At 72.0% G+C, this 25,706-nt stretch carries 27 protein-coding genes; 10 read left to right on the forward strand and 17 right to left on the reverse strand.

The window, feature by feature from the left end; all coding sequences use genetic code 11:
• Positions 1-2: 2 nt before the first annotated feature.
• Positions 3-1,199 carry an acyl-CoA dehydrogenase family protein gene (locus C8E84_RS06935; RefSeq protein ID WP_159900688.1) on the reverse strand — a complete coding sequence of 399 codons (1,197 nt, stop codon included), beginning with the start codon at positions 1,197-1,199 and terminating at the stop codon, positions 3-5.
• Positions 1,200-1,347: 148 nt separating this feature from the next.
• Here C8E84_RS06935 and C8E84_RS06940 point away from each other — a divergent pair, with 148 nt between their 5' ends.
• The 3 genes from C8E84_RS06940 (at position 1,348) to C8E84_RS06950 (ending at position 4,853) form a co-directional block, all read left to right on the forward strand.
• Positions 1,348-2,736 carry a cytochrome P450 gene (locus C8E84_RS06940; RefSeq protein ID WP_159900698.1) on the forward strand — a complete coding sequence of 463 codons (1,389 nt, stop codon included), beginning with the start codon at positions 1,348-1,350 and terminating at the stop codon, positions 2,734-2,736.
• 184 nt (positions 2,737-2,920) lie between these two features.
• Positions 2,921-3,775: a serine protein kinase RIO gene (locus C8E84_RS06945; protein ID WP_159900700.1), complete on the forward strand. Its 855-nt coding sequence runs from the start codon at positions 2,921-2,923 to the stop codon at positions 3,773-3,775.
• 28 nt (positions 3,776-3,803) lie between these two features.
• Positions 3,804-4,853 carry a Gfo/Idh/MocA family protein gene (locus C8E84_RS06950; protein ID WP_159900702.1) on the forward strand — a complete coding sequence of 350 codons (1,050 nt, stop codon included), beginning with the start codon at positions 3,804-3,806 and terminating at the stop codon, positions 4,851-4,853.
• A gap of 15 nt (positions 4,854-4,868) precedes the next feature.
• On the opposite strand, the gene C8E84_RS06955 is transcribed toward C8E84_RS06950, so the two are convergent.
• The 3 genes from C8E84_RS06955 to C8E84_RS06965 form a co-directional block, all read right to left on the reverse strand.
• Positions 4,869-5,882: a L,D-transpeptidase family protein gene (locus C8E84_RS06955; RefSeq protein ID WP_159900704.1), complete on the reverse strand. Its 1,014-nt coding sequence runs from the start codon at positions 5,880-5,882 to the stop codon at positions 4,869-4,871.
• Positions 5,883-5,984: 102 nt separating this feature from the next.
• A complete protein-coding gene (locus C8E84_RS06960; RefSeq protein ID WP_159900706.1) occupies positions 5,985-6,857 on the reverse strand; it encodes an HpcH/HpaI aldolase/citrate lyase family protein in 873 nt (290 codons plus the stop codon).
• Positions 6,854-7,939 carry an HpcH/HpaI aldolase/citrate lyase family protein gene (locus tag C8E84_RS06965; protein WP_159900708.1) on the reverse strand — a complete coding sequence of 362 codons (1,086 nt, stop codon included), beginning with the start codon at positions 7,937-7,939 and terminating at the stop codon, positions 6,854-6,856. The genes C8E84_RS06960 and C8E84_RS06965 overlap by 4 nt, the downstream gene beginning before the upstream one ends.
• Positions 7,940-8,032: 93 nt before the next feature.
• Between C8E84_RS06965 and C8E84_RS06970 the strand changes: the two genes are divergently transcribed.
• From C8E84_RS06970 to C8E84_RS06985, 4 genes are read left to right on the forward strand one after another with little or no spacing between them, the layout of a single operon-like run.
• Entirely contained in the window at positions 8,033-8,608 is a 576-nt protein-coding gene (locus C8E84_RS06970) for a hypothetical protein (protein ID WP_159900710.1), read from the forward strand.
• 37 nt (positions 8,609-8,645) lie between these two features.
• On the forward strand, positions 8,646-9,941 hold the full coding sequence (locus C8E84_RS06975) for a magnesium transporter MgtE N-terminal domain-containing protein (RefSeq protein WP_159900722.1): 1,296 nt from the start codon (positions 8,646-8,648) through the stop codon (positions 9,939-9,941).
• Positions 9,934-10,482: a DUF1003 domain-containing protein gene (locus C8E84_RS06980; RefSeq protein WP_159900724.1), complete on the forward strand. Its 549-nt coding sequence runs from the start codon at positions 9,934-9,936 to the stop codon at positions 10,480-10,482. Before C8E84_RS06975 ends, C8E84_RS06980 begins: the two co-directional genes overlap by 8 nt.
• A gap of 10 nt (positions 10,483-10,492) precedes the next feature.
• Entirely contained in the window at positions 10,493-11,626 is a 1,134-nt protein-coding gene (locus C8E84_RS06985) for an Mrp/NBP35 family ATP-binding protein (RefSeq protein WP_159900726.1), read from the forward strand.
• 26 nt (positions 11,627-11,652) lie between these two features.
• On the opposite strand, the gene C8E84_RS06990 is transcribed toward C8E84_RS06985, so the two are convergent.
• Genes C8E84_RS06990 through sigE form a run of 4 tightly spaced genes read right to left on the reverse strand, consistent with a single transcriptional unit; the run spans position 11,653 to position 14,752 of the window.
• Positions 11,653-12,147, reverse strand: coding sequence for a twin-arginine translocase TatA/TatE family subunit (locus C8E84_RS06990; protein WP_159900728.1), 495 nt, complete (start codon positions 12,145-12,147; stop codon positions 11,653-11,655).
• Positions 12,148-12,195: 48 nt separating this feature from the next.
• Complete coding sequence (locus tag C8E84_RS06995) at positions 12,196-13,584, reverse strand: S1C family serine protease (RefSeq protein WP_159900730.1); 1,389 nt, start codon at positions 13,582-13,584, stop codon at positions 12,196-12,198.
• A complete protein-coding gene (locus tag C8E84_RS07000) occupies positions 13,581-14,132 on the reverse strand; it encodes an anti-sigma factor (RefSeq protein WP_159900732.1) in 552 nt (183 codons plus the stop codon). The genes C8E84_RS06995 and C8E84_RS07000 overlap by 4 nt, the downstream gene beginning before the upstream one ends.
• Entirely contained in the window at positions 14,129-14,752 is a 624-nt protein-coding gene (sigE, locus tag C8E84_RS07005) for an RNA polymerase sigma factor SigE (RefSeq protein WP_246197052.1), read from the reverse strand. The genes C8E84_RS07000 and sigE overlap by 4 nt, the downstream gene beginning before the upstream one ends.
• A gap of 137 nt (positions 14,753-14,889) precedes the next feature.
• Here sigE and C8E84_RS07010 point away from each other — a divergent pair, with 137 nt between their 5' ends.
• Positions 14,890-15,525: an O-methyltransferase gene (locus C8E84_RS07010; protein ID WP_159900736.1), complete on the forward strand. Its 636-nt coding sequence runs from the start codon at positions 14,890-14,892 to the stop codon at positions 15,523-15,525.
• A gap of 9 nt (positions 15,526-15,534) precedes the next feature.
• On the opposite strand, the gene C8E84_RS07015 is transcribed toward C8E84_RS07010, so the two are convergent.
• The 9 genes from C8E84_RS07015 to dapE form a co-directional block, all read right to left on the reverse strand.
• Positions 15,535-15,891 (reverse strand): hypothetical protein, encoded by a 357-nt coding sequence (locus C8E84_RS07015; protein WP_159900738.1) that lies wholly within the window; start codon positions 15,889-15,891, stop codon positions 15,535-15,537.
• Positions 15,888-17,420: a leucyl aminopeptidase family protein gene (locus tag C8E84_RS07020; protein WP_246196832.1), complete on the reverse strand. Its 1,533-nt coding sequence runs from the start codon at positions 17,418-17,420 to the stop codon at positions 15,888-15,890. Before C8E84_RS07020 ends, C8E84_RS07015 begins: the two co-directional genes overlap by 4 nt.
• 91 nt (positions 17,421-17,511) lie before the next feature.
• Positions 17,512-17,685 (reverse strand): DUF3117 domain-containing protein, encoded by a 174-nt coding sequence (locus tag C8E84_RS07025; protein WP_159900740.1) that lies wholly within the window; start codon positions 17,683-17,685, stop codon positions 17,512-17,514.
• A gap of 135 nt (positions 17,686-17,820) precedes the next feature.
• Positions 17,821-19,116 carry a hypothetical protein gene (locus tag C8E84_RS07030; protein WP_246196833.1) on the reverse strand — a complete coding sequence of 432 codons (1,296 nt, stop codon included), beginning with the start codon at positions 19,114-19,116 and terminating at the stop codon, positions 17,821-17,823.
• Positions 19,103-21,139, reverse strand: coding sequence for a glycosyl transferase (locus C8E84_RS07035; RefSeq protein ID WP_159900742.1), 2,037 nt, complete (start codon positions 21,137-21,139; stop codon positions 19,103-19,105). Before C8E84_RS07035 ends, C8E84_RS07030 begins: the two co-directional genes overlap by 14 nt.
• Complete coding sequence (locus tag C8E84_RS07040) at positions 21,136-21,567, reverse strand: SRPBCC family protein (RefSeq protein WP_159900744.1); 432 nt, start codon at positions 21,565-21,567, stop codon at positions 21,136-21,138. The genes C8E84_RS07035 and C8E84_RS07040 overlap by 4 nt, the downstream gene beginning before the upstream one ends.
• Positions 21,568-21,571: 4 nt before the next feature.
• Entirely contained in the window at positions 21,572-21,871 is a 300-nt protein-coding gene (locus C8E84_RS07045; protein WP_159900746.1) for a DivIVA domain-containing protein, read from the reverse strand.
• Between the two features lie 9 nt (positions 21,872-21,880).
• The gene (locus tag C8E84_RS07050) at positions 21,881-22,585 is read right to left on the reverse strand and encodes an LOG family protein (protein ID WP_170296304.1); all 705 of its coding nucleotides are present in this window, start codon (positions 22,583-22,585) and stop codon (positions 21,881-21,883) included.
• Between the two features lie 95 nt (positions 22,586-22,680).
• Positions 22,681-23,775: a succinyl-diaminopimelate desuccinylase gene (gene dapE / locus C8E84_RS07055; protein ID WP_159900748.1), complete on the reverse strand. Its 1,095-nt coding sequence runs from the start codon at positions 23,773-23,775 to the stop codon at positions 22,681-22,683.
• Positions 23,776-23,830: 55 nt separating this feature from the next.
• On the opposite strand from dapE, the gene dapD reads away from it, so the two are divergent.
• Together dapD and C8E84_RS07065 are read left to right on the forward strand one after the other, a co-directional pair.
• The gene (gene dapD / locus C8E84_RS07060) at positions 23,831-24,763 is read left to right on the forward strand and encodes a 2,3,4,5-tetrahydropyridine-2,6-dicarboxylate N-succinyltransferase (protein ID WP_159900750.1); all 933 of its coding nucleotides are present in this window, start codon (positions 23,831-23,833) and stop codon (positions 24,761-24,763) included.
• Positions 24,764-24,784: 21 nt separating this feature from the next.
• Positions 24,785-25,675, forward strand: a complete 891-nt coding sequence (locus C8E84_RS07065) for a hypothetical protein (RefSeq protein WP_246196834.1) — start codon at positions 24,785-24,787, stop codon at positions 25,673-25,675.
• The last annotated feature ends 31 nt before the right edge of the window (positions 25,676-25,706 follow it).

Below are 25,706 nucleotides of genomic sequence, written 5' to 3' on the forward strand. Positions count from 1 at the left end.
GCTCAGCGGGCCTTGTAGTCCTCGAGCAGACGGCGCCCGATGATCATCTTCTGGATCTCGGCCGTGCCCTCACCGATGAGCAGCATCGGCGCTTCGCGGTAGAGCCGCTCGATCTCGTACTCCTTGGAGTAGCCGTACCCACCGTGGATGCGGAAGGACTGCTCGACGACGTCGGCGCAGTTCTCCGAGGCCAGGTACTTCGCCATGCCCGCCTCGAGGTCGTTGCGCTCCCCGGCATCCTTGAGCTTGGCGGCCTTGACCATCATCTGGTGGCTGGCCTCGACCTTGGTGGCCATGTCGGCCAGACGGAAGAGGATCCCCTGGTGCTCGGCGATCTTCTTGCCGAAGGTCTCGCGCTGCTGGCTGTAGGCGATGCCGAGCTCGAACGCCCGGCGCGACAGCCCACAGGCCCGGGCTGCGACGTTCACGCGGCCCACCTCGACGCCGTCCATCATCTGGTAGAAGCCCTTGCCCGGCACCCCGCCGAGCAGCTGCGCATCGCTCGTGCGGTGGCCCTCGAAGATCAGCTCGGTCGTGTCGACGCCCTTGTAGCCCATCTTCTCGATCTTGCCCGGCACGGTGACGCCCTGGGCGGTCTCCCCGAAGCCGGACTCCTTCTCGATGAGGAAGGTGCTCATGTTCTTGTAGGGGCTCTCGCTCTCGCCGAGATCGGTCCGCACGAGCACGGCGACGAGGTTCGAGGACCCGCCATTGGTCAGCCACATCTTCTGGCCGGTGACGATCCACTCCTCACCCTCGCGCACGGCCTTAGTGCGGATCGCGGCGACGTCGGACCCCAGCCCGGGCTCGGACATCGAGAACGCTCCGCGGACCTCGCCGGTCGCCATGCGGGGCAGGTAGCGCTGCTTCTGCTCCTCGGTGCCGTGCTGGAGGATCAGGTAGGCGACGATGAAGTGCGTGTTGATGATGCCGCTCACCGACATCCAGCCCCGCGCGATCTCCTCGACGACGAGCGCGTAGGTCAGCAGCGACTCGCCCAGCCCGCCGTACTCCTCCGGGATCATCAGCCCGAAGATGCCCATCTCCTTCATGCCCTCGACGATGTCCGTCGGGTACTCGTCGCGGTGCTCCAGCTCGGTGGCGACGGGCAGGATCTGCTCCTCGACGAACTCGCGCACGAGCTTGATGAGCTCGTGCTGTTCCTCGGAGAGTCCGTCCGTGGTCTGGAGTCGGGACATGCGTGATCGCCGCCTTTGGCTCGGGATGGGTCTGCCCACCGAGTATGCCGCCGCACGGCCGACACCTGACCACCGTCGGGGTGTGAGTCCCCCCACCTCGTCCAATGGTTGTCATGACAAGTAAAGGGCCTCCGGTCATCATGGGGTGATGACTGCCCTGACCCGCGTCCACGACTCCCACGGTCCGGGCACCCTGCCGATCACCGGGGGCCGCCTCAGACCCGCACTGGCCCTGCGTCGCAACCCGGTGGAGTTCGCAGAGTCGACATGGCGCGAGCACGGCGACATCGTGCGGATGGTCCTGGGCCCACGCGGCGCTGATCGGGAGGTGTGGTGGCTGCACCACCCCGATGCCGCGGCACGGGTGCTGTCCGGCAGTTCGTGGCGCACCTACGCCAAACGCGACCGGGTGTACGAGGAGATCGCCTACTGGCTCGGGCCCGGGCTGCTCGCCGCCGAAGGGGACGAGTGGACCCGTCAGAGGACCATGCTGCAACCGGCGTTCACCAAGGAGGCGGTCCACGGCTACGCCGATCTCATGGTCGAGGAGATCGAGGCGTTCATCTCCGGCTGGGATGCCGGTGCTCCGGTCACGCTCGACCTCTCGGACCACATGCAGCACCTCACCCTCCAGGTGGTGCTGCGCGCGCTCTTCGGCGAGTCCGCCTCGGACGCGGTGCCCCACGTCCGCCGATCGTTTCCCTCCTTGTCCGAAACCATCGTCCGCCGCGGGCTCGGGCCCGTGGCACTGCCCCGTGCCATCCCCACCAGGACCGTCCGGCGGGGGCGTGCGGCCCGCGCTGACCTGCTGGCGGTCTGCGATCGCCTCATCACGGCTCGCCGTGAGGGCCCGGAGACCGCGAGCGACCTCCTGGGGCGGCTGCTGACGGCTCACGACGCGAACGGTCCGCTCAGCGACGACGAGGTGCGCGCGCAGGTGCTCGTCTTCCTCCTCGCCGGACACGAGACCACCTCGACGGCCCTGACCTTCGCACTGCACCTGCTCGGCCAGCACCAGGACGTCCAGGGCGCCGTTCGGTCCGAGGTCCGCGCGGTGCTCGGGAACTCTCGTCCCACGGCCACGACGGCCGCCAACCTTCCGTGCACGACGGCCGCGCTCAAGGAGGCGATGCGGCTCTACCCCTCGGCGCCGATGCTCGGCCGCCTCACCCTGCAGGACGACGAGATCATGGGCCACCGCGTCACCCGAGGCACGAACGTCGTCGTCGTGCCGTGGACGATCCACCGGCACCCCGACCTCTGGGTGGACCCACTCGTCTACGACCCGTCGCGCTTCACCGGGGACGGGACTCGCCCCGCCCCTGCCCACCGCTACGCGTGGATGCCGTTCGGTGGCGGTCCGCGGGCCTGCATCGGACAGCATTTCTCGATGGTCGAGGCCGTGCTGGCGTTGGCGTTGATCCTGCGTGAGCACCGGGTCACCCCTGCGACGACGGCACGCCGTCCACGGGTGAGCGCGGCCATCACCCTCGTGCCCACCGAGCCGATCCTCGCCACGATCACCCGCATCGCCTGAGTCCTCGCCGCGAATATCCGATGGCGGCCGCACCCACCCGTGCGGCACGCTGGGTGGTGAGCGAACGGCATCCGCCGTCGTGCCGCACCAAGACCTGAACGACCCGAGAAGGAGGCCGACATGTCGATGACTGTCCGGGCCCACACCGAGCCCCTCCCTTCCTCTCTCGATCAGGAGCACCCCCGTGGCACACCAGCCCTTCCACCTGCCGGCGAAGCAGGAGCTCTTCGCCACCGACACCTCACCTGACGCCCCCACCGAGGGCGAGCGCTGGTCCACCTGGGACGGCGCGACCCACGGGCCGAAACCGCGACCGCACTGGGTGATCACCGACCTCGGCGCCGTCGAGGCCGACCTCGGCGTGCTGAAGACCGGCAAGGAAGCCGACGTGCACGTGCTGCGCCGCTGGGTTCCCGGCACCGAGCGCCGCAGCACCATGGCCGCCAAGCGCTACCGCAGCGGCGAGCACCGGCTCTTCCACCGCGACGCCGGCTACCTGGAGGGCCGGCGGGTGCGCAAGAGCCGCGAGATGCGCGCCATGGCCACCCGCACCGAGTTCGGCAAGCAGCTCATCTCGGGACAGTGGGCCGCGGCCGAGTTCAGCGCGCTCGGCAGTCTCTGGGACCTCGGCCTGCCGGTGCCCTACCCCGTGCAGCTCGACGAGACCGAGATGCTCATGGAGTTCATCGGGGACGTCACCGGCCCGACGCCGGTGGCCGCCCCCAGACTCGTGGCGAGCAGGCCCGGCGCAGAGCTGCTCGCCGACCTGTTCGAGCAGCTGCGCAGCGCCATGCTCACGCTCGCGCACCACGGGTGGGCCCACGGCGACCTGTCGCCGTACAACGTGCTGCTGCACGACGAGCGACTCGTCATCATCGACTGGCCGCAAATCGTCGACGTCATCGGCAACCCGCAGGGCTTCGACTTCCTGGCCCGCGACGCGACGACGATGGCGACGTGGTTCACCCGGCGCGGCCTGGACGTCGACGCCGGCCAGTTCGTCGGCGACCTCGTGGCCGAGGCGACGACCCGCTTCTGAGGTGGGCGGACGGCATACGATCAGCCGCATGTCGTCCGCCCCCGCAGCCACCGCCGTCCTCGCCGCGTCAACGGTTCCCGACCCCATGGACGCCCCCGCGATCCGCTGGGGCGTGCTCGCCCCGGGCGGCATCGCCAACACCTTCGCGGATGCCGTGGCCACCGGGACGCGGTCGCGCGTCGTCGCGTGCGGGTCGAGGTCCCTGGAGCGAGCCCAGGAGTTCGCGCAGCGCCACGGGGTCGAGCGCGCTCACGGCTCCTACGCCGACCTCGTCGCCGACCCCGACGTGGATGCCGTGTACGTCGCCAGCCCGCACAGCGAGCACCGCGATCACGCCCTGCTCGCCCTGAGGGCCGGCAAGCCCGTCCTCATCGAGAAGGCGTTCACCCGCAGCCTGCGCGAGGCCGAGGACGTCTTCGAGGCCGCCGAGGTGGGTGGCCTGCTCGCGGCCGAGGCGATGTGGAGCCGCTACCTGCCGCACTACGACGTGATCGCCCGCACGGTCACCGCCGGCACGCTGGGTGACGTCGTGGTCGTCGAGGCCGACCACGGCCAGCTGCTGTACCCGGACGGCCCGGCTCGCCTCTCGCAGCCCGAGCTCGCCGGGGGGGCCCTGCTCGATCTCGGTGTCTACCCCGTCTCCTTCGCCGACCACGTGCTCGGGAGCCTCACCGACGTGACGGCCCGCGGCGTCCTCACCGACCTCGGGGTGGACGCCACGACGACCATCGACGGGCGTGGGCCCGCCGGGGAGCTCGCCCGGCTGTGGTGCTCGATGGCCGCTGCCACCGCGTGCCCCGCGCGCGTGGTCGGCACGGCCGCGCGGCTCGAGGTCTCCGGCGTGTTCTACGCGGTCGACAGCCGCGTGCGCCTCGTGGCGCCGGACGACACCGTCCTCGACGAGTTCGTCGCACCGGTCCTCGACCACGGGTTCCGCTACCAGGCCGCGGAGTTCGCCCGGGCCCTGGCAGCCGGGCGCACGCAGACGTGGTCGATGCCGTGGGACGCCACCCGTCGCGTCCTGGCCACCATGGACGAGACCCGTCGTCAGGTCGGGGTCGTCTACCCCGGCGAGTGACGCCTCACCGGGGTGTCAGCGCACGACGACCGTGCTCCCGATGGGCATGAGGTTCTTGTCCCAGATCATGTTGATCGCCGCGTTGCTCAGCCGGGCGCACCCGTGCGAGGCCGGCCACGGCGGGATGTTCGGCGAGCCGTGGACGGCAATGCCCTTGTGGAAGAAGCGAGGTCGCCACAGCTCCCCCAGCGAGTTGGTCAACGGACCGTCGACCCCGCGGTAGACCTTGAAGGTGCCCTTCGGCGTGATGGCGACGGCGGGGTTGCCCGACGTGGAGGTGTACCTCTCACGGTTGCCGGTCGAGGTGTTCAGAATGGTCTTCACCGTGCCACCGCGCACGACGAGCAGCAGCTGGCGGTCGAGCACGATCTCGACGCCGTTGCCGGACAGCGTCGCCCGCGGTCGGATGCCGTCCGCGAGCGCCTTGGCGGTCTTGGGACCGACCGAACCGTCACGCGAGAGGCCGGCAGCCTTCTGCAGGGCGTAGACCGCCTGCTGGGTGAGGGAACCGAAACGGCCGTCCGGAGTGCCGAGCCAGTAGCCGAGCTCGCTGAGTCGCTGCTGGGTGGCCAGCACCTTGGGCCCGCGATCGCCGAGCCGCAAGGTGGTGCGGGGCTTGGCCGTCGGCGACGGGGAGGCACTGGGCTTCGCGGACGGCTTGGGCGACGGCTTCGTCGAGGGCTTGGGCGACGGCGCCTTCGTCGGGCTCGGCGCGGAGGACGTGGGGGCCGCACTGGTGGTCGGCGAGGGGGTGGTGGACGCGGGGCCCTGTGACGCTGTGGAGCTCTGTGACGCCGTGGGTGCCGGGCTGGATGCCGCAGTCGCGCTCGCCGACGGGGCGGCGCTGGACACGGACGGCGAGGGCGTGCCCGTGCCGACCGATGGCGGTGCCGAGCTGGTCGTGGCCGGCTGCGGTGCGGCTGCGTCGGAGGACCACGACGCGTCCAACCCCGCACATCCCCCGAGGACGAGCGCACCCGCGAGGGCCAGAGCGGGCGTCGCGGCGCGAACGCTCAGGGGACCAGGCATCAGCGAAACTCCAGACGTGTCGAACCGACCAACGGGGCCATCATCCCTCACGCGAGGGCGCAGCGGGAGGATTGGGGACTGGCGCGGCGGTGCGTGCCCGCCTCAGCCGCGGTCGGAGATGGCCTGCGCGGTCGCGATGACCTGGCGTGCGATCTCGACGTGCAGGTGCTCGACCATGCGCCCTCGGTGCGTGACGACACCGCTGCCGGCACCGGCATCCCAGGCGGCCACGAGGGCGTGCGCGTCCTCGATCTCGGCCGGGGACGGCGCGAAGACCTCGTTGCACGGCCCGACCTGGCCGGGGTGGATGAGCGTCTTGCCGTCGAAGCCCATGTCGGCGCCCTGGCGGCACTCCGCGACGAACCCGTCGAGGTCGGTGACGTCGTTGTAGACACCGTCGAGGATCGCGACCCCCGACCGGCGGGCGGCCAGCAGGGCGAGTGACAGCGAGGTCAGGAGTGGCTGGCGTCCGGGCACGTGCCGGGCCCCGAGTTCCTTGACGAGGTCGTTGGTGCCGATCACCAGGGCAGCGAGCCGGGGTGATGAGGCAGCGATCTCGCCCACGCAGAGCACCGCCGCGGGGCTCTCGATCATGGCCCACAGCCGGGTGTGCTCCGGTGCGCCGTGGCGCTCCATGGCGGCCACGAGGCCGAGCACCTCCTGCGCCGAGTCGACCTTGGGGACGACGATCCCGTCGGGGCCGGCGGCGCAGGCGGCGGCCAGGTCGTCGTCGTGCCACTGGGTGCCGCTCGCGTTGATCCGGATCGTCACCTCGCGCTGACCGTACTCACCCGAGCGCGCGGCCGCGCAGGCGTTGTCGCGAGCCGTGGTCTTGTGGTCAGGGGCCACTGCGTCCTCGAGGTCGAGGATGAGCCCGTCCACCGGAAGGGTCTTGGCCTTCTCCAGGGCACGCTCGTTGCTGCTCGGCATGTAGAGCACCGAGCGGCGCGGACGGTAGCCCGTCGCGGTGCTCATGCGTTCGCCCCGGCATCCGTCGTTCTCGTGGCACCGGCGTAGAGCTCGGCGAGCCCGGGATCATTGGCCGAGAGCCGGTCGGCGAGCTCGAGGATGACCAGGCACTGCTTCAGGCTGGCGTCGTCCTCCATCTTCCCGTCGAGCATGACCGCCCCCGTTCCGTCACCCATCGCCTCCTTGACCCGCCGCGCGTGAGCGACGTCCTGCGCGCTCGGGCTGAACACGGTCTTGGCGATGGCGATCTGCGCGGGGTGCAGGGTCCAGGTGCCGACGCAGCCGAGGAGGAAGGCGTTGCGGAACTGGTCCTCGCAGGCGACGACGTCCGCGATGTCCCCGAAGGGGCCGTAGTAGGGGAAGATCCCGTGCATCGCGCAGGCGTCGACCATCCGGGCGATCGTGTAGTGCCAGAGGTCCTGCTGGAAGGTGGGACGCGCGCCGGTGATGTCCCCGTCGACGGGATCGACACGCACGAGGTAACCGGGGTGCCCGCCACCGACGCGGGTCGTCTTCATCCGGCGGTCGGCCGCGAGGTCGGCCGGGCCGAGGCTGATGCCCTGCATCCGGGGGCTGGCACCGGCGATCGCCTCGACGTTCGCCACACCGCGGGCCGTCTCGAGGATCGCGTGGACGAGGATCGGGCGGGTGAGCCCCGCCTTCGCCTCGAGCTGGGCCAGCAGCCGGTCGACGTAGTGGATGTCCTCCGGGCCCTGGACCTTGGGCACCATGATGACGTCGAGCCGATCGCCCACCTCGGTGACCAACGTCGTCAGGTCGTCGAGCACCCACGGTGAGTCCAGCGAGTTGATCCGCGTCCACAGCTGGGTGTGCTCGCCGAAGTCCGTGGCGCGGGCGATCTCCACCAGGCCTGCGCGAGCGGCATCCTTGTTCTCCGCCTTCACGGCATCCTCGAGGTTGCCGAGCAGCACGTCGACCGTCCCGACGAGCTGGGGCACCTTGGCGGCCATCCGCGGGTTGCTCGGGTCGAAGAAGTGGATCATCCGGCTGGGCCGCGCCGGCACCTCCCGCACGGGTGCGGGGGCGCCCACCGCGAGGGGCGTGAAGAAGTCCTTGGCGCTGCGCATGCGGGTCCCTTGTCCACGAGGTCGGCGAGAAGCAGGTCTGCCGGGGCACGCTAGCAGCGCCGCGCGACAGGGCGTTGTGAGAGAGTTCACGGTGTGACGGATGACGCTTCCACGCAGGTCACGCCGGGTGCCCCGACCACCAACGTCACCCGGCTGATCCACGAGGCTGCGAGCAAGTCGGGCCTGCTCTGGGTCCGCGTGCCCGGCGCCGGTACGCACCCGGTCTGGCACGTGTGGCACGACGACGGCGACGAGCGCGGCACCGGTCCGGCGGCATACGTCGTGTCCGGACCCGGCGAGCAGAGCCTGCCGTGGCTGCCCGACGAGGTGGAACTGGTGCTGCGCAGCAAGGACAGCGGTGGGCTCCTGCTCAGTGTTCGCGCGACGTCGCGCGAACTCACCCCCGCGGACGAGGAGGAGTGGGATGCCGCGGTGCAGGTCCTGCGACCCGAGCGCCTCAACGCGGTGGGAGACGTCGCGCAGCGGTGGGCGCAGGGGTGCACCATCCACGTGCTCACTCCCCACGGCCGGCTCGTCGACGGGCCCGGGGCCTACCCGACCGACTCCGGCAGCACACCGGTCCCGCCCGGGCCCGGGACCACTGCGCGGTGGCGTCCGTGGCACTGGCGCGGCCGGGCCGGTGCCCGCCGCAACACCTTTCCTGCCTGACCGCCTCGGCACCTGCCCACCCCGATAGCCTGTGCCCGTGAGCACGCCGACCCGCGCCTTCGTCGGCCGCCTGACCGAGTTGAACGTCTTCGACCCCCTCGGTGACCAGGTCGGCCGGGTGCGCGACGTCGTCGTGACGTTCAACGTCGCGCGGACCCGTCCGCGCGTCATCGGGCTCGTCGTCGAGGTCGCCGGCCGACGACGGGTGTTCGTGCCGATGACCCGGGTCACCTCCGTCGAGGGCGGTCAGGTGATCACCACCGGACTGGTCAACATGCGCCGGTTCGAGCAGCGCGGGAACGAGACCCTCGTGGTCGCCGAGCTGTTCGAGCGCCCCGTCGAGGTGCGCACCGAGGAGGGTGGGCTGCTCGCGGCCACCGTCGAGGACATCGGCATCGAGCAGCACGGCTCCCGGGGCTGGAGCGTGGCGCGCGCGTTCGTGCGCACCGGCGCCCCCCGCGGCGGTCTCGGGCGGCTGGCCCGCCGACGGGGCGAGACCCGGCTCGTGGCGATCGAGGACGTCGTGGGGCTGCGCACGTCGAGCAGTGCCCAGAGCGCGGCTCGGCTCGTCGAGGCCTACGAGGACCTCAAGCCCGCAGACCTCGCCGAGGTCATCCACGACCTCACCCCGCAGCGCCGGGCCGAGGTCGCCGCAGAGCTCAGCGACGAGCGGCTCGCCGACGTCATCGAGGAGCTCCCCGAGGACGACCAGGTCGAGATCATCGCCGGCCTGCGGGTGGACCGCGCAGCCGACGTCCTCGAGGCGATGGAGCCCGACGACGCCGCCGACCTCCTCGCCGAGCTGCCCAAGGACCGTCAGGAAGAGCTCCTCGAACGCATGGACGCCGACGAGGCCGCCGACCTGCGACGCCTGCTGACCTACGACGAGAACACCGCCGGTGGGCTCATGACGACCGAGCCGGTGATCCTCGGGCCCGAGGCGTCCATCGCCGAGGCCCTGGCCGTCGTGCGACGCCAGGAGCTGTCCACCGCCCTGGCCTGCACGGTCTTCGTCTGCCGCTCGCCGCTGGAGACCCCCACGGGTCGCTACCTCGGCATGGTCCACATCCAACGCCTCCTGCGCGAGCCCCCGCACAACCCGGTGGGCGGCATCCTCGACAAGGACGTCGAGCCCCTGCCCCCCGACGCCACCTTGGGCCAGGTGACCCGCATGCTCGCGACCTACGACCTGGTCGGGGTGCCCGTCGTCGACGCCGAGGGTCACCTGCTCGGCGCTGTCACCGTCGACGACGTGCTCGACCACATCCTCCCCGACGACTGGCGCGAGGACCGGCACGACAGCGTGACGCCCGAGGGGGCCACCCGTGGCTGAGCGCGAGCGGCGACCCCGCATCGACCAGCCCCGAGAGGGGGGCCGCCGGTTCACCGTGCCCTCGGTGTTCACCGAGGAGGCCTTCGGGGTCGTCTCGGAGAAGTTCGCCCGCTACATGGGCACGCCCTACTTCCTCATCGGCATGACCCTGTTCGTGCTGATCTGGGTGGGCTGGAACGTCCTCGCCCCGCCATCCCAGCGGTTCGACAAGTACCCGTTCATCTTCCTCACGCTCATGCTCAGCCTGCAGGCCTCGTACGCCGCGCCGTTGATCCTGCTCGCCCAGAACCGTCAGGCCGACCGCGACCGCTTCGCCCTCGAACAGGACCGCAGCCGCGACGAGCGCAACCTCGCCGACACCGAGTTCCTCACCCGCGAGGTCGCGGCCCTGCGGATCGCGATGCGTGACCAGGCCACCCGCGACTTCGTGCGCGGCGAGCTGCGTGACCTCCTCGACGAGATGGAGGAACGCGGCCTGGTGGTCACCCGCGCGCCCGAGCCCGACGAGGCCCCCGTCCGCTCCCCCGGTTCGCCGACCTAGACTGGGGGCCATGTCCCCCGTCACCCCCGACGCACTGCACGCTGCCCTCGAGACGGTCATCGACCCCGAGATCCGCAAGCCGGTCACCGAGCTCGGCATGGTCGAGAGCGTGTCGGCCGACGAGTCCGGCCACGTCGCCGTCACCATCCTGCTCACCGTCGCCGCCTGTCCGCTCAAGGACACCCTGACCCGCGACACCACCGCGGCCCTGGAGAAGGTCGAGGGGGTCACCGGCGTCACCGTGACCCTCGGGGTGATGAGCGACGAGCAGCGAGCCGAGCTGAAGACGATGCTGCGCGGCGGCGTCGCCGAGCGTGAGGTCCCCTTCGCCAAGGCCGGGTCGCTGACGAGGGTGTATGCCGTCGCGTCCGGCAAGGGCGGCGTCGGCAAGTCCTCGGTCACGGCCAACCTCGCGGCCGCCCTGGCCGACCAGGGCCTGCGGGTCGGGGTCGTCGACGCCGACATCTACGGCTTCTCGATCCCGCGCATGCTCGGGGTCGAAGGGCGCCCGACCCAGGTCGACGACATGATCCTGCCGCCGCTCTCGCACGACGTGAAGGTCATCTCCATCGGCATGTTCGTGCCCGGCAACCAGCCGGTGGTCTGGCGCGGACCGATGCTGCACCGGGCACTCCAGCAGTTCCTGGCCGACGTCTTCTGGGGCGACCTCGACGTCCTGCTCCTCGACCTGCCGCCGGGCACGGGCGACATCGCGATCTCCACGGCCCAGCTCATCCCGGGAGCCGAGATCCTCGTCGTCACCACCCCACAGCAGGCCGCTGCCGAGGTGGCCGAGCGGGCCGGCGCCATCGCGCTGCAGACCCACCAGCGCGTCGCGGGGGTCATCGAGAACATGAGCTGGCTCGAGCTTCCCGACGGCACCCGTCAGGAGATCTTCGGGTCCGGCGGCGGCCAGGAGGTTGCCGAGTCACTGACGCGCGCGATCGGCTCCGAGGTCAAGCTCCTGGGCCAGATCCCGCTCGACACCCGCCTGCGCATCGGCGCCGACGAGGGGATGCCGGTCGTCCTGGGTTCCCCGGACAGCCCGGCAGCCGTTGCCCTGCGGGGCATCGCGCGTGGCCTGGCCACGCGCTCGCGCGGGTTGGCGGGCCGATCGCTCGGACTCACCCCGGCCGGCCGCTGACGCCGACCGGCCCCTGACCCGGTCGGTCAGGTGGCGTCGACGTCGTACGGCGTCGGGCGTGCCGGGTCCCACTCCAGCGGCGTGGCCCGCGTGGAGATGTAGGGTTCCTCGACCACAGGCGCCCCACCTCCCGCGGATGCCGTGGCGGAGGCTGCGACCGCGCCCCCGGCCGCTGCCGCACCGGCAGCCGCTGAACCACCCGTGAGCCCCTTGCCTGCCGCCCGCACGGATCCGATCTGGTCGCGCACCGGCGCCACCGCGTCGTCGAGCGGGTCGAGCAGGGCTTCCTTGACGATCCGGCGGGGGTCGTACTGACGAGGGTCGTACTGGCGCCAGTTGATGTCCTCGTACTCGGGGCCGAGCTGGTCCTTGAGCTGGACCTTGGCGCCCTCCGCCATGACCCGCGCCTTGCGGATGCCGCGCGCGAGCTTCGCGGCGTACTCGGGCAACCGATCAGGTCCGAGGATGAAGACGGCGATGAGCGCGACGAGCACGACCTCCCAGCCATTGACCCCGGACACCGAGCACCACCCGTCTCTTTCCTGGACCGCTTCCGCGCCGTGGGCGCGTCAGTCAGCCGAACCCTGAAGGACCATGGTGACATCCCTCTGGGCCCCGCCGCGCATGATGGTCAGCGTCACCGAGTCACCCACGGTCCGAGAGCGGATCAGGACGACCAGTTCACCGTCGTCGGAGACGGGCCTGCCCTCGAAGGCGATGACGACGTCACCGGCCCGCAGCCCGGCCTCGTCCGCGGGGCCGTCCGGTGCAACCGCGGGCTGCCCGGAGGGGCCCTCGTCGGCGATGCGCACGCCCTCGCCGTCGTAGGTCGAGTCGAGGAACACGCCGATGATGGGGTGCACGGCCTTGCCGGTCGTGATCAGCTGCTCGACCGTGGTGGCCACCTGATCACTCGGGATGGCGAAGCCGACGCCGATGTTGCCGCTCTGGCCGCTGATCTCCGACCCCGGCGCCCGGGCGATGGCGGAGTTGACCCCGATGACCCGGCCCTGCATGTCGAGCAGGGGCCCACCGGAGTTGCCCGGGTTGATGGCGGCGTCGGTCTGGATGGCGTTGATGAACGCCTGGTCATCGGCCGCGCCGGGTGTGACCGGCCGGTTGAGGGCGCTGACGATGCCCGAGGTCACGGTGGAGTCCAGGCCGAGCGGGGCACCGACGGCGATGACCTGGTCACCGACGACCACGTCCGCCGAGCGACCCAGCTCGAGCGGGTCGAGATCGGTGCGGTCGACCTTGACGACGGCGAGGTCGTACGACGCGTCGCGACCGACGATCGTGGCCGGCACCTGCTGACCGTTGGCCAGCACCACCGTGATCTCCCCACCGTCGGCTGCGCTCGCGACGACGTGGTTGTTCGTGACGATGTGACCACGCTCGTCGTACACCCAGCCGGAGCCGGTGCCGGTGCCGCCGCCACCCTCGACCCGCAGGGTGACGACACTCGGGGTCGTGCGAGCGGCGATGTTGGCGACGGAACCGTCCGGGCGGGTCGTGGCCCCCGCACCCACGCTCGGGGCCGAACCGGCCGCTGATCCCGTGGAGCCGAAGGACTCCCCGTCGGTCAGCGCCGCGCCGAGCAGGCCACCGAGGAGACCGGAGACGAGCGCGACGGCGAGCGACACCCCGATCAGAGCCCCCCAGCCCGGCCCGCGGCGCGCAGGGGCGGGCGCCTCGGGCGGAGCAGCCGGAGCCGGAGCAACCGGGGCACCCCACGGCGAGAGCTGGGTGGTCGGCGCCGGGTGCGTCGTGGGGCCCTGCTGGGTCGCGAAGGCCTGTTGGGCGGCGGCAGGGGCCGCCCCCTGCGCGGACGGAGCCGGCAGCGCAGCCCACGCAGGCTCCGGCTGCTGTTGGGGCACCTCTTGGGTCACCTCGTCAGAGGTGCTCGCCTGGTCCCAGGGGCGCCAGTCGTCGCGGCCCGGCTCGCGCTCACTCGTCATGGGGTCGATTCTGCCTGCTGGCCGGTCCTGGTGAGGACGACCCCCTGGCTGAACCCGTTGCTCACGGCCGCCGTGGCGGCGCGCGTGGGCGTGGCCGTCGCTGCCACGAGGGGGGTCACGGTGGCCAGGGCAGGCCGACCGGTGCCGGGTGCGGGAACCATGGTCAGGCTCCAGGCGGCGGCTGCGGAGATCCCGGCGGCCGCAGCGGCGATCACCGTGGCGCGCAGCGGGCTGCGGTGGCAGGGCGGAGCACCGGGAGCGAGCAGCCGCAGGGGGTCGGGCGCAGGGCTCGGCGGGGTGCTCGTGCGGGGCATGTCAGCAGCCATCGTGCTGCCGAGCGCGAGCAGGGTGGTGCGCAGGTCCCCCGGCATGGTCGGGGCTCCGGCCAGGGCGCTGCGCAGCCGACGCTCCTGGTCGACGGCGTGGCCGCAGACCTGACAGGTCACGAGGTGCCGGTCCCACGCCCACTGGCGGTTCAGGGGAAGGCGCCCGGCGGCGTACTCGGTGAGCTCGTCGTCGAGGCACTGCACCCGGGCGGAGTGGGTCATACGACCCCCGCGGCGGGTCGACGGATGATCCGGCCCGTGCTCCTCGTGGGGGCGCTCGTGGTCGGCTGCGGTGCACGGTGGGCCAACGACTCGCGCAGCTGGGCGCGGCCTCGGTGGATGCGCGAGCGCACGGTGCCGAGCTTGATGCCCAAGGTCGCGGCGACCTCCTCGTACGACAGCCCCTCGATGTCGCACAGCACGACAGCGGCCCGGAAGTCCGGGGAGAGTGCGTCGAGGGCACGCTGCACGTCGTCGTCGAAGTGGGCGTCGTGGTAGGCCTGCTCGGGGCCGGGGCCGCGCCCCTCGAGGCGGGCGGCCGACTCGTCGGAGAGGGCGTCGAAGCGGATCCGCTGCTTGCGACGCATCTTGTCGAGGAAGACGTTGGTCGTGATGCGGTGCAGCCAGCCCTCGAACGTGCCGGGCTGGTAGGTGTGCAGCGACCGGAACACCCGGACGAACACGTCCTGGGTGAGGTCCTCGGCGTCGTGGACGTTCCCCGTCAGGCGGTACGCGAGCCGGTACACCCGTGCGGAGTGCTGCTCGACGACCTCCTGCCACGTCGGGGGCACCCAACCGGCAGCCGGCAGGTCGCCGGTCCGCACGGCATCCGTCGTCGTCATCGTCTCTTCCCTCACCGAGCTGCTCATGTCACCCATCGATACGCGTCCAGTCCGACAATTGTTCCCGGATTCCCTGAACAAACGCTGGGAACGTGCGTCGGCTCCTGCGACCACGCCCCGGGCCATAGGGTTGGGCCATGAGCACCCTGAGGCCCGCCAGCTGGACGTACACCGAGGAGTTCGTGACCGAGCCGGAGGTCATCGAGAACGCCCGACGGCGCGGTCTGGAGTTCGGCGACGCTTCCCCGGTCGGCACGGGCGCCGGGGCGATGCTGCGCGTCGTCGCGGCCGCTGTCCAGGCGCGGCACGTCGTCGAGATCGGCACGGGGGCCGGCACGTCGGGCCTGTGGCTGCTCTCCGGCATGCCCGACGACGGGGTCCTCACGACCATCGACTCCTCCGCCGAGCACCAGCGAGCCGCCCGCGAGGCCTACGCGGAGGCCGGCTACGCCCACCAGCGCACCCGCGTCATCACCGGGGACGCCGCCGAGGTGCTGCCCCGGATGACCGACGGCGCCTACGACCTGGTCGTCATCGACGCCGACAAGAGCGGTTACCCCACGTACGTCGAGCACGCGATCCGGCTGCTGCGACCGGGTGGAGTGCTCGCGATGGACAACATGCTCTGGCACGACCAGGTGGCCGACCCCGCAGCTCGCGACGCGACGACGAGCACCCTGCGCGACCTCGGCAAGGCGCTGCGCGACAACGACCAGCTCACGACGACCCTGCTGCCGGTGAGTGACGGGCTGCTCGTCGCCGTCAAGCGCTGAGGCGAGCGCTCAGCTGACCTCGGGGCCCGCCCCACGGCGGAACCCGGCGGGGCCCTCGGCGATCGCGACGACCTCCCAGTCCTCGATGGCGATCGGCGCGGAGCCGATCATCACGCTGCCCGGTGCCGTGGCGGCGCCGGGCTCGAAGCTCTCGCGGAACACCGTGCGGTCCTGCTCGGAGTCGAAGACGTAGGTGCCCTCGAACCACTCACCCTCGCGCATGCGCCACACCTTGAAGGCGAGGCCGTCGAGGAACATGAACCGGGCGATGGAGGTGCCGACGACGTACTCGCGCAGCTGCTCGGCGGCATCCGCCGGGGCGTCTTCCAGCGACCAGCGGACGGTCAGCCCGTAACCGGCGTTCATGCCATCTCCTCCAGCCACCGCAGCAGCAGTCGTGTCCCGAAACCGGTGGCCCCCTTGGCGGAGGTGCCGGCGTCGACGTCCGAGCGGCCGGTGCCTGCGATGTCGAGGTGCGCCCACAGGCGATCCCCGACGAACTCCCGAAGGAACAGGGCCGCAGTCACCGCACCGCCACCCACGCCAGGAGCGATGTGGGCGACGTCGGCGACGTCGGAGTCGAGGGCTCGACGGTAGGTCTGCGCGAGGGGCATCGGCCACAGCGTCTCACCAGTCGTCGCCCCGGCGGCCTCGAGCGCGGCGCCCAGGGCCGCGTCGGTGGCGAAGACCGGTGCGATGGTTCGCCCCAGCGCGATGCGCGCGGCACCGGTGAGGGTCGCGACGTCGACCAGGACCGTGGGATCGAGTGCGGCATCGGCGTAGGCGAGTGCGTCGGCGAGCACGATGCGGCCCTCCGCGTCGGTGTTGCCGATCTCGACGGTGCGACCGCCGTACTGGGTCACGACGTCCCCCGGCCGGTACGAGGCCCCGTCGACGGCGTTCTCGGCCAGGGCGAGCAGACCGGTGACCCGCACCGCGACCCCGAGCTCGTGGCAGGCGGCCACGACGGCCAGGACGATGGCCGCTCCGGACATGTCGGTCTTCATCCCGACCATGCCGTCGACCGGTTTGACCTGGAGGCCACCGGTGTCGAACGTGATGCCCTTGCCCACCAGCACGACACGTGGGGTCGCAGCGGTGGCGCCGTCCGGGACGTGGTCGAGCTGGACGAGGCGAGGCGGCGTGGCCGACCCCGACCCCACGGCGATCAGGCCACCGAAGCCCTCCCGCGCGAGCTGGCGCTCGTCCCACACCCGCACGTCGAGGTGGCTCTGCTTCGCCACGGCCCTGGCCTGCCGGGCCAACCAGGCCGGGTTCTTGGTGTTCGACGGCGTCATCGACAGGCCTCGGGCGAGCAGCTGAGCCCGTGCCCGGGCCACGGCCGCTGCGACGGTCGCGGCCTCCTCGGTGCCGGTGACCACGGCCTCGGATGCCGGGTGCGTCACCACCGTGGGCCCCTTGCGGGTCCAGCGGGGAGACGACCACGAGGCGAGCACGGCGGCCTCGACGTAGGCCACGAGGGCCTGCCCACCGGCATCCCCCGCCACGGCGTGCAGCACCCGAGAGCGGCCACGGGTCGCGCGACCGATGGCGGCCCCGGCACTGCGCCACGCGGCATCCGAGCCGTCGTCGACGCCCACGAGGAGCACGCGGCGCACGGCGTGCGCACCGGGAGCCAGGGGAATGGTCGTCAGTGCCCCGGCGCTGGTGCTGGGCTCGAACGTCGCGAGGACGTCATCGGCGGTGACGCCGAGCGCCGCCAGGGCGGTGCGGGCGCCCGTGTCGCTGAGGGCGTCATCGGCGCCGACGACCGCGACGAGGGCGGTGCCCTCCGGGTCGCTCCCACCGGACGTGGCCGCGAGGGCCGCCCCGAGGTCGGGCAGCACGCTCCACGAGGAGGTGGCGGGGTGGCGCAGGACGTCGACTCGGGGCACCGTTCGACCCTACCGAGCGGGCCGGCCCGACACGCGCCGAGGCCCCCACCGGTCTCGGTGGGGGCCTCGGCGTGGAGGTGTCAGGCGTGGGTCACGCCAGACCTTCGCAGTTGTCGATCGCGGCGCCCAGGGCGCGCACCTCGTCGGGAGTCATCTCGACGACGAGTCGCCCCCCACCCTCCAGAGGCATGCGAAGGACGATGCCACGACCTTCCTTGGTGACCTCGAGCGGGCCGTCGCCCGTCCTCGGCTTCATTGCCGCCATGGATCAAATCCCTTCCTCGCCGCGGCGCCGTCTGGTGCGTGCCGCGTGGTGTCCGACGCCGGAGGGCCGGAATGCTGGTCCATTATCCCGCAGCGGTGCGGCGTGACGAAATCCGGCTCATCGCACGGCGGTCCGTCACGGCGGGAAGGAGCCCCACGGGGTGTAGACGAGCAGGGCCGCGGTCCACCAGAAGAGCCCGGCGACGACGACGACGAGGACGACCGCGACCCGTCGGCGCCAGTGGGGCACGACGCTCTCGCCGTTCGCCGTGCGCATCGCCACCGAGGCCACCAGGGCGGCCAGCGGGAAGTCCAGGAGGAGGAAGCGCCACATGCTCGTGATGGGGCGCACGACCGCGAACAGGTACAGCGGGTAGGCGAGCGCCCAGGCGCGGGCCTCGATGCAGATCCACCGGCCGTGGCGGCCGAGCACGAGGGCCACGTACGTGCCGAGCAGGGCGACGAGCACGACGACTCCCGCGACGCCCTTGCCCTGCCAGGCCCACTCCACCCAGAGCACGAACGGGCCCTTGTCGGGGCGTTGGCCCCACGCCGCCTGCACGTCGAAGAACGCCGTCGGGACCCCCGTGGCCACCGCGGCCACGACGGGCCAGGCCACGCCGCTCGCCCCGACCGCCGCGAGCATGACGAGGGCTCGCCACCGCTGACCGTGGAGCGGGGGGATGCCGGCCGCCCCGTCCTCGCGCCAGCGCACCACGAGGTGGATGAGGACGGCCACACCGAGCGCGGGGGCGACTCCCCGGGCAAACCCCAAGGGGATGGCGACCAGCGCCACGAGGAGGTAGCTGCGCCGGATGAGCAGGAGCAGTGCCCCGGCAACCAGCGCGACGGCCAGGGCCTCGGTGTACGGCTTGAGCATGACGGCGGTCGTCGGATAGAAGCACCAGAGGCCGGCGGCCACGAGGGCCAGCCGGTCGCGCTGGGGCTGACGGTCAGCGTGCTCACCCGAGCGCAGGACCGCCCAGATGAGCAGGGCGGCGATCCCGCCGAGGACGACGTTGAGCACCACCCCGGCGACGGTGAACGGCATCCCCGTCACCATGAGGAGCTTCACGAGGTAGGGGTAGAGCGGGTAGAACGCCCAGGCGCTGTACGTGACGCGACCGGTGTCGGCGTCGACCGGCAGCGGGACGGGGTAGCCCTCCTGTGCGATCCGCTGGTACCAGACGCCGTCCCACAGCCCGAACATGTCGCCGAGGCCGGGGTTGTCGTGGCCCACGCCGGCCGGGGTCTGGAACCAGGTGGCCGCGACCCAGAGCGCGAGCAGCGCCACGAGGCGGGAGGCGGCATAGACGGCGAGGATGGTGCGTACCGGGTGGTTCAGGGCACGCGCACCGAGGGCGTGCCTGCCCTCCGAGGTCAACAGGCTCGGCCGCACGGGCTGCGCCGGGGACCGGTCAACCAGCGCCATCGGTCACGCTCCGGACGTCCCAGACGTGGACCCCACCGGTCGTCACGGGCTCGCCGAAGGCACTGGTGAGCGAGGCCAGCAGGGCCCCCTCGGCCGGCCGGCCCTGCGGGAGCACGATGGCGTCGACCCGGCCCTGCCGCAGGTTGGTGGTGAACTCCTCGACCTGCTCGGGGGTTGCCAGCGACGGCTGGTCCGCCTCGGCGATCGCCGCCATCCACTGCGTCAGTCCCGTCGGGGTGGCGCCGTACTGGCCCCCTCGTTCGGGGGTGGTGTCCGGCCCGACGAAGTACCCGGCCACGACGGGGAACCCCCACCGGGCCTGTGCCTGCCACTCCAGGGCCCGGGTGTCACCGACCCAGGGTGCCGGCGCCGCGAGGACGGACCCGCCCTCGTCGACCCAGTCCTTCCACGACGCGTCGACGAAGAACTGCGGCATCGGAGCGCGCTGGTCGACGACGAGCGGCGTCGGGAGGACAGGAAGCAGGATGATGCCCGCGGCACCTGCGGCGGCCGCCAGGGCGGCGCCCGGGCTCGCCGAGGACCGGCCGACCGCACGCCGCACCTCCTCGGCGCCGATCGCGAGCAGGGCACCCAGCGCCGGCACCGCAATCAGGGCGAAGCGGGTCGGGAGCACGTTCTCCAGGATCGGGACGTGCTCGAACAGCAGACCGGGTGCGGGGATGCCGGTGGGTCGTCCGTTGACGACGACCTCCTCACCGAGGGAGAACCAGCAGGAGAGCACCACGACGACACCGAGCGCCTGCACGACCGGGCGCCGCCAGAGGGCGATGACGACCGCGACCGCGGCGAGCAGCAGGGGGATTCCGAAGAAGGAGTTCTCCTCGGTGCGGTTCATCGACAGCGCGGCCGACGCCCACACGTCCGCGCCCACGGTGCGCGTGGCCCGCCCCCACAGCTGCGCGAGGTCGTTGCCGCCAGGGGGGTGCCAGATGGAGGTGTAGCTGCGCGGGCCGGCGAACTGCCACCACAGCGGCACCGCGACGATGGCCAGGCAGACGGCGGCGCCGAGGGCCAGGCCGCGCGCGAGCGGGCGCAGCACCTCGCGGTGGTGGGCGAGCATCACCGGTGCGGCGATCGCCAGGCCGATGGCCGTGAGGAGCAGCACCTCCTCGCCGATGAACACCTGCCAAGCGGCGAGCAGGCCGAGGACCACCGCGTCGCGTCGTGGGCGCCCGCCCTGCGCGAGGCGGATGACCCGGTCGACGATGAGCGGCACGAGGAACTGGGCGACGAAGTTCGGGTGGCCGTTGGCGTGCGAGATCATCCCCGGTGCGAAGCCGACGAAACCGGCGCCGATGGCCGCGAGCAGGGGGTGAACCGCGAGGCGACAACGGAACAGCCAGAACCAGGCGGATGCCGTGAGCGCCAGTCCCAGCACCTCGACGAGCACGAACGTGGCCGACGGGCCGGCGAGCAGGGTCAGGGGCGCCAGCGGGATGCCGAGCCCGAGCACGGAGGCGTTGGCCATGAGGTTGACGCCGTCGGGGAAGTTCTGGAGGTCGGTGAACAGGGGGTTGGAGAACGTGACGAGGTTGTGGGCGGTGGCCCCGAAGTACCACTCGAAGGCCTGCTGGTCCTGCACGCCCTGGGACAGGTAGCCGCTGCGCAGGTCGGCGACGAGGCCGGAGAGCAACCACACGGCCAGCAGGAGGTAGACCGCCGGGGCGGCGAGGTCCGAACGCCGCCACGGCACGGGGGGCGGCTCCGTCGTCGCCCGGTCGCGCTTGGTGTGCCCAGCCCGACCAGCCCGCCCTGCCCGGCTGGCGACGGGCTGGGAGTCGTCGTCGGCGGTGAGCGCCGTGGCCGGCACGGACGTCTCGGGAGACTCCGGAGCCACGACCGGATCCCCGAGCGTCGAGACCTGGGCCGCGCCCCGCAGGTGCGCGATGGCTCGATCGTGCGCGGCGACCCGGCCCTCGAGGATCCGGATGACCTCGTCGACCTGTTCGCGCCGGTACCCCCTCAGCTGTGGTCGCAGCTCGTCGTCGAGCGGAGCGGTCATGCCGCGGCCCGGGCGAGGACCCCGTCGACGACCCTGGCGAACAGCACGGCGGCGAGGCGGTCGCCGATGGGCCTCGTGAGCGTCTTCAGCCCGGGCAGCCACAGCTCCTCCGCCCACACGATCGACGAGCCACCGGGCCGCTGCGGGTCCGGACGGACCGTGATGTCGGCCCAGCCGTGCAGGAACCGCCCGGTCTTCACCAGCCGCAGGCGGTGCCCCGGTTCCAGTGCCGTCACGAGCATGCGGTCGGCGACGGCAATCGGCCCGAGGCGGGTCCAGGCGATGACCTCGGCGCCGAGGGACAAGCCCCGGTCGGGCACCTCGACGTCGGTCAGGGGGACGTGCTCGGTGTGCTCGGCCAGGTCGGTGAGGGCGGCAAAGGCGACAGCGGGCGCCAGCGGCGTCCGGCGGGTGATGGTGCAGGCCATCGGCTCACTGACCTCCCGACCGGTTCTCGTCGAGCAGTCGCGCGAGCTCGGCCTCGCGTTGCGCGAGCGTCTCGTGCAGGACGTCCAGGCGGGTGTCGACGTCGTCGATGCGGTAGCCGCGCACCTCGGTGTCGAACCGCACGGCATCCACGTCGCTCGCGGTCGGCACCTCGGGGAGCCCCGTCTCCGGGGTCGTCGAGACCGCAGCGACCAACGGATCGGCGGGCACCCGCCCCGTGGCCACGCCGAGCACGACCAGGACGAGCGCGACGGCGACGAGTCCGAGGACGAAGAGAGCAACCACGCCCCGATCCTACGAGCGCCGCGCCGACGCGTCGGCGGCGATGATGGCGCCCACCGCCTCGTCGACGTCGTCGGTGAGGGTCAGCAGGTCGAGGTCGCCGGCACTGATCGTGCCGCGCGCGGCGGCGGTGTCGCGCAGCCAGTCGAGCAGGCCACCCCAGTAGTCCCGGCCGAGCAGGACGATCGGGAAGCTGGTGACCTTCTGCGTCTGCACGAGCGTCACCGCCTCGAACAGCTCGTCGAGCGTGCCGAACCCTCCGGGGAGCACGATGAAACCCTGCGCGTACTTCACGAACATCGTCTTGCGGGCGAAGAAGTAGCGAAAGTTCACCCCGAGGTCGACGAACTCGTTGAGGCCGGCCTCGAACGGCAGCTCGATGCCGAGCCCCACGGACGTGCCACCGGCGTCGAGGGCGCCCTTGTTGGCGGCCTCCATCGCACCCGGCCCGCCGCCGGTGATGACGGCGTAGCCGGCATCCACGAGGGCGGCGCCCACGCGGCATCCGAGCTCGTAGACCGGGTCGTGGGGCTTGGTGCGGGCCGAGCCGAACACGCTGACGGCCGGGCCGAGCTCGGCCAGGGCGCCGAAGCCGGTGACGAACTCGGACTGGATGCGCATGACCCGCCACGGGTCGGTGTGCACCCAGTCGGCGGAGCCGCGACTGTCGAGCAGCCGTTGGTCGGTCGTCGACCCGGGCACCTTGGAGCGGCGCATGACCACCGAACCCTGGTGGTAGTCGCGGTGGGGACTGGGCTGCGTCGGGGTCGGGTCCACGGCGCCACTGTATGCGGCCCCCCTCGCCCCCCTCGTCAGGCGAGCCAGCGCAGCAGGGCCTGCTCACAGGCGGTGTACTGCTCGACCGGGCACTGCTCGTCGTCCATGTGGGCGAGGTTGGGGTCGCCCGGCCCGAAGTTCACGGCCGGCACGCCGAGGGCGGAGAAGCGGGCGACGTCGGTCCAGCCCTGCTTGGCCTCGACCGTGAGGCCCAGCGCCTCCACGAACGCCTTGGCCGCCGGCAGGTGCAGCCCCGGGCGGGCACCTGCGGCGTTGTCGACCACGACCACGTCGAAACCGGAGAACACCTCGCGAACGTGCGCCTCGGCATCCTGCTCGGTGAGCGAGGGCGCGTAGCGGTAGTTGACCGTGACCACGCACCGGTCGGGGATGACGTTGGTGGCCGTGCCGCCGGAGATGAGCACGGCGCCGAGGGCCTCTCGGAACTCGAGCTCGTCGACGACGCGGGTGACCGGCTCGTAGGCCGCGAGGCGCGCGAGCACCTCGGCGGCGTCGTGGATGGCGTTGTGCCCCTTCCAGGGCCGGGCCGAGTGCGCCGCGATGCCCTTGGTGCTCACCTCGGCGCGCAGCGTGCCCTTGCAGCCGCCCTCGATGCGGGCGTCGGTCGGCTCGAGCAGCACCGCGAAGTCGGCGTCGGCGAGCAGCTCAGGAGCCTGCTGCTGCACCAGGAGCAGACCGTTGTGGATCGAGTCGATCTCCTCGGCCTCGTAGAAGACGAAGGTGAGGTCCCGGCTGGGCTCACGCACCTCGTGGGCGATGCGCAGCATGACGGCGACACCACCCTTCATGTCGACCGTCCCACGCCCCCAGAGCACCTCGCCGCCCTGACCCTGCACGCGTCGGGTGGGCAGGTTGGCCGGCTCGACGGTGAGGGGCACGGTGTCGATGTGGCCGGCGAGCACGACCCGCTCGGCCCGGCCGAGGTCGGTGCGGGCGACGACCGTGTTGCCGACGCGGGTCACGTCGAGGTGGGGCAGCAGGTGCAGGGCGGCCTCGACGGCATCCGCGAGGGCGCGCTCGTCCAGGCTCACCGACTCGATGTCGCAGACGGCGGCGGTGAGCGAGGTGACGTCGTCGGTCAGGTCGAGCGCAAGGGGTGTGAGCGGCATGGCGCCAGCGTAATCACCGCACGGGCGTGTCCGTCCGCCACCGTAGGCTGGTCGCATGACACGCACCGCCTGGGGTCACGCCCTGATCACCCTCACCGACGACGCGACGGTGCTGGACGCCTGGTACCCGGCCCCTGCCCTGGGTGAGCCCGGCGGCGCCGGTGAGCTCGCGGCCCCGGCCGGTCTGGAGGCCCTCGCGGTGCCGGATGCCGTGCGCGGCGTTCGTCGCGAGCTGCGGTTGGTGAGCATCGACCTCGACGCGCCCCCGGCGGACGCACCGGACGGTTGGCTGCGCCTGCACCTGCTCTCCCACCGGCTGTGCGCACCCAACAGCATCAACCTCGACGGGCTCTTCGGGGTGCTCACCAACGTCGTGTGGACGTCGCAGGGTCCCTGCGCCGTCGACGGCTTCGAGCTGACCCGGGCGCGCCTGCTCGCGCGCGGCCCCGTGCAGGTGTTCGGCGTCGACAAGTTCCCCCGGATGACCGACTACGTCGTGCCCTCCGGCGTGCGGATCGCGGATGCCGACCGCGTGCGTCTGGGCGCCCACCTCGCGAGCGGCACCACCGTCATGCACGAGGGCTTCGTCAACTTCAACGCCGGCACCCTCGGGACCTCGATGGTGGAGGGCCGGATCAGCCAGGGAGTGGTCGTCGGCGACGGGTCAGACATCGGTGGCGGCGCGTCGACCATGGGCACCTTGTCCGGGGGTGGCACGGAACGCGTGAGCATCGGTGAGCGTTGTCTGCTCGGAGCCGAGTCCGGGCTCGGCATCGCACTCGGTGACGACTGCGTGGTCGAGGCCGGGCTCTACGTCACCGCAGGCACGAAGGTCTCGCTCCCCGACGGGAGCGTCACCAAGGCCAGCGAGCTGTCGGGCCAGAGCAACCTGCTCTTCCTGCGCAACTCGGTGACGGGCGCGGTGCAGGCCCGGCCGCGTGACGGGCACGGCATCGTGCTGAACTCGGCGCTGCACGCCAACGACTGACACCTGAAGGACTCCTCCCCCATGCCCCGCACCGCCAAGGGCGCCATCACCCTTGCCGAACACGAGCCCCGCTCGCCGGCCCGTCGACGCCTCGGCGCCCTCGTGGTGCTCGCGATGCTCGGGGTCGTCGCCGTCGGGGGATACGCCGCCGTCGGCTACCTGCGCACGTTGTGGGCGCCCGAGCAGTGCGAGGTGACCGCGGCCGGTTCGACCTTCCAGTGGGCGCCCGACCAGGCGAGCAACGCAGCCGCCATCACCGCCATCGCGATCAAGCGCGACCTGCCTCCACGGGCGGCCACCATCGCGATCGCCACGGCCATGCAGGAGTCCAAGGTCCGCAACATCACCTATGGCGACCGTGACTCGCTGGGCCTGTTCCAGCAGCGGCCCTCACAGGGGTGGGGCACACCCGAGCAGATCCTCAACCCGGAGTACTCGACGAACAAGTTCTACGACGCGCTGGTGAAGGTCGAGAACTACACGGACATGGAGATCACCGACGCCGCCCAGGAGGTGCAGCGCTCGGCCGCCGGAAAGGCCTACGCCCAGCACGAGGCGCAGGCGCGGGCCACGGCATCCGTGCTGTCCGGCCAGACCCACGCCGGGATGGTGTGCACCCTCGAGGACCCGGCAGCACCGGGAGATCCACGCGCCGTCGCAGACCTCATCGAGCAGGACTTCGGCGTCACGGCCGACGTCGACGGTGACACGGTCACGCTGAGCACCGACGACGAGGACCTCGCCTGGGCGGTCGGCTCGTGGGGGGTGGCCCGGGCGGTCGACACCGGCGCGGTGCGCGTCGTCGTCGGCGACCGCGAGTGGCAACGGGGCATGGGAGACGCGGCCCGCGAGTGGCGCACCGGCGAGGCGCCCTCTGCTGATGCTCCCGCGGTCACGATCCACCTCACCTGACCCGTCGTCCAGGCGCACGAGCGCCTGGAGC

Source organism: Ornithinibacter aureus (genome assembly GCF_009858245.1).
GTDB classification, from domain to species: domain Bacteria; phylum Actinomycetota; class Actinomycetes; order Actinomycetales; family Dermatophilaceae; genus Fodinibacter; species Fodinibacter aureus.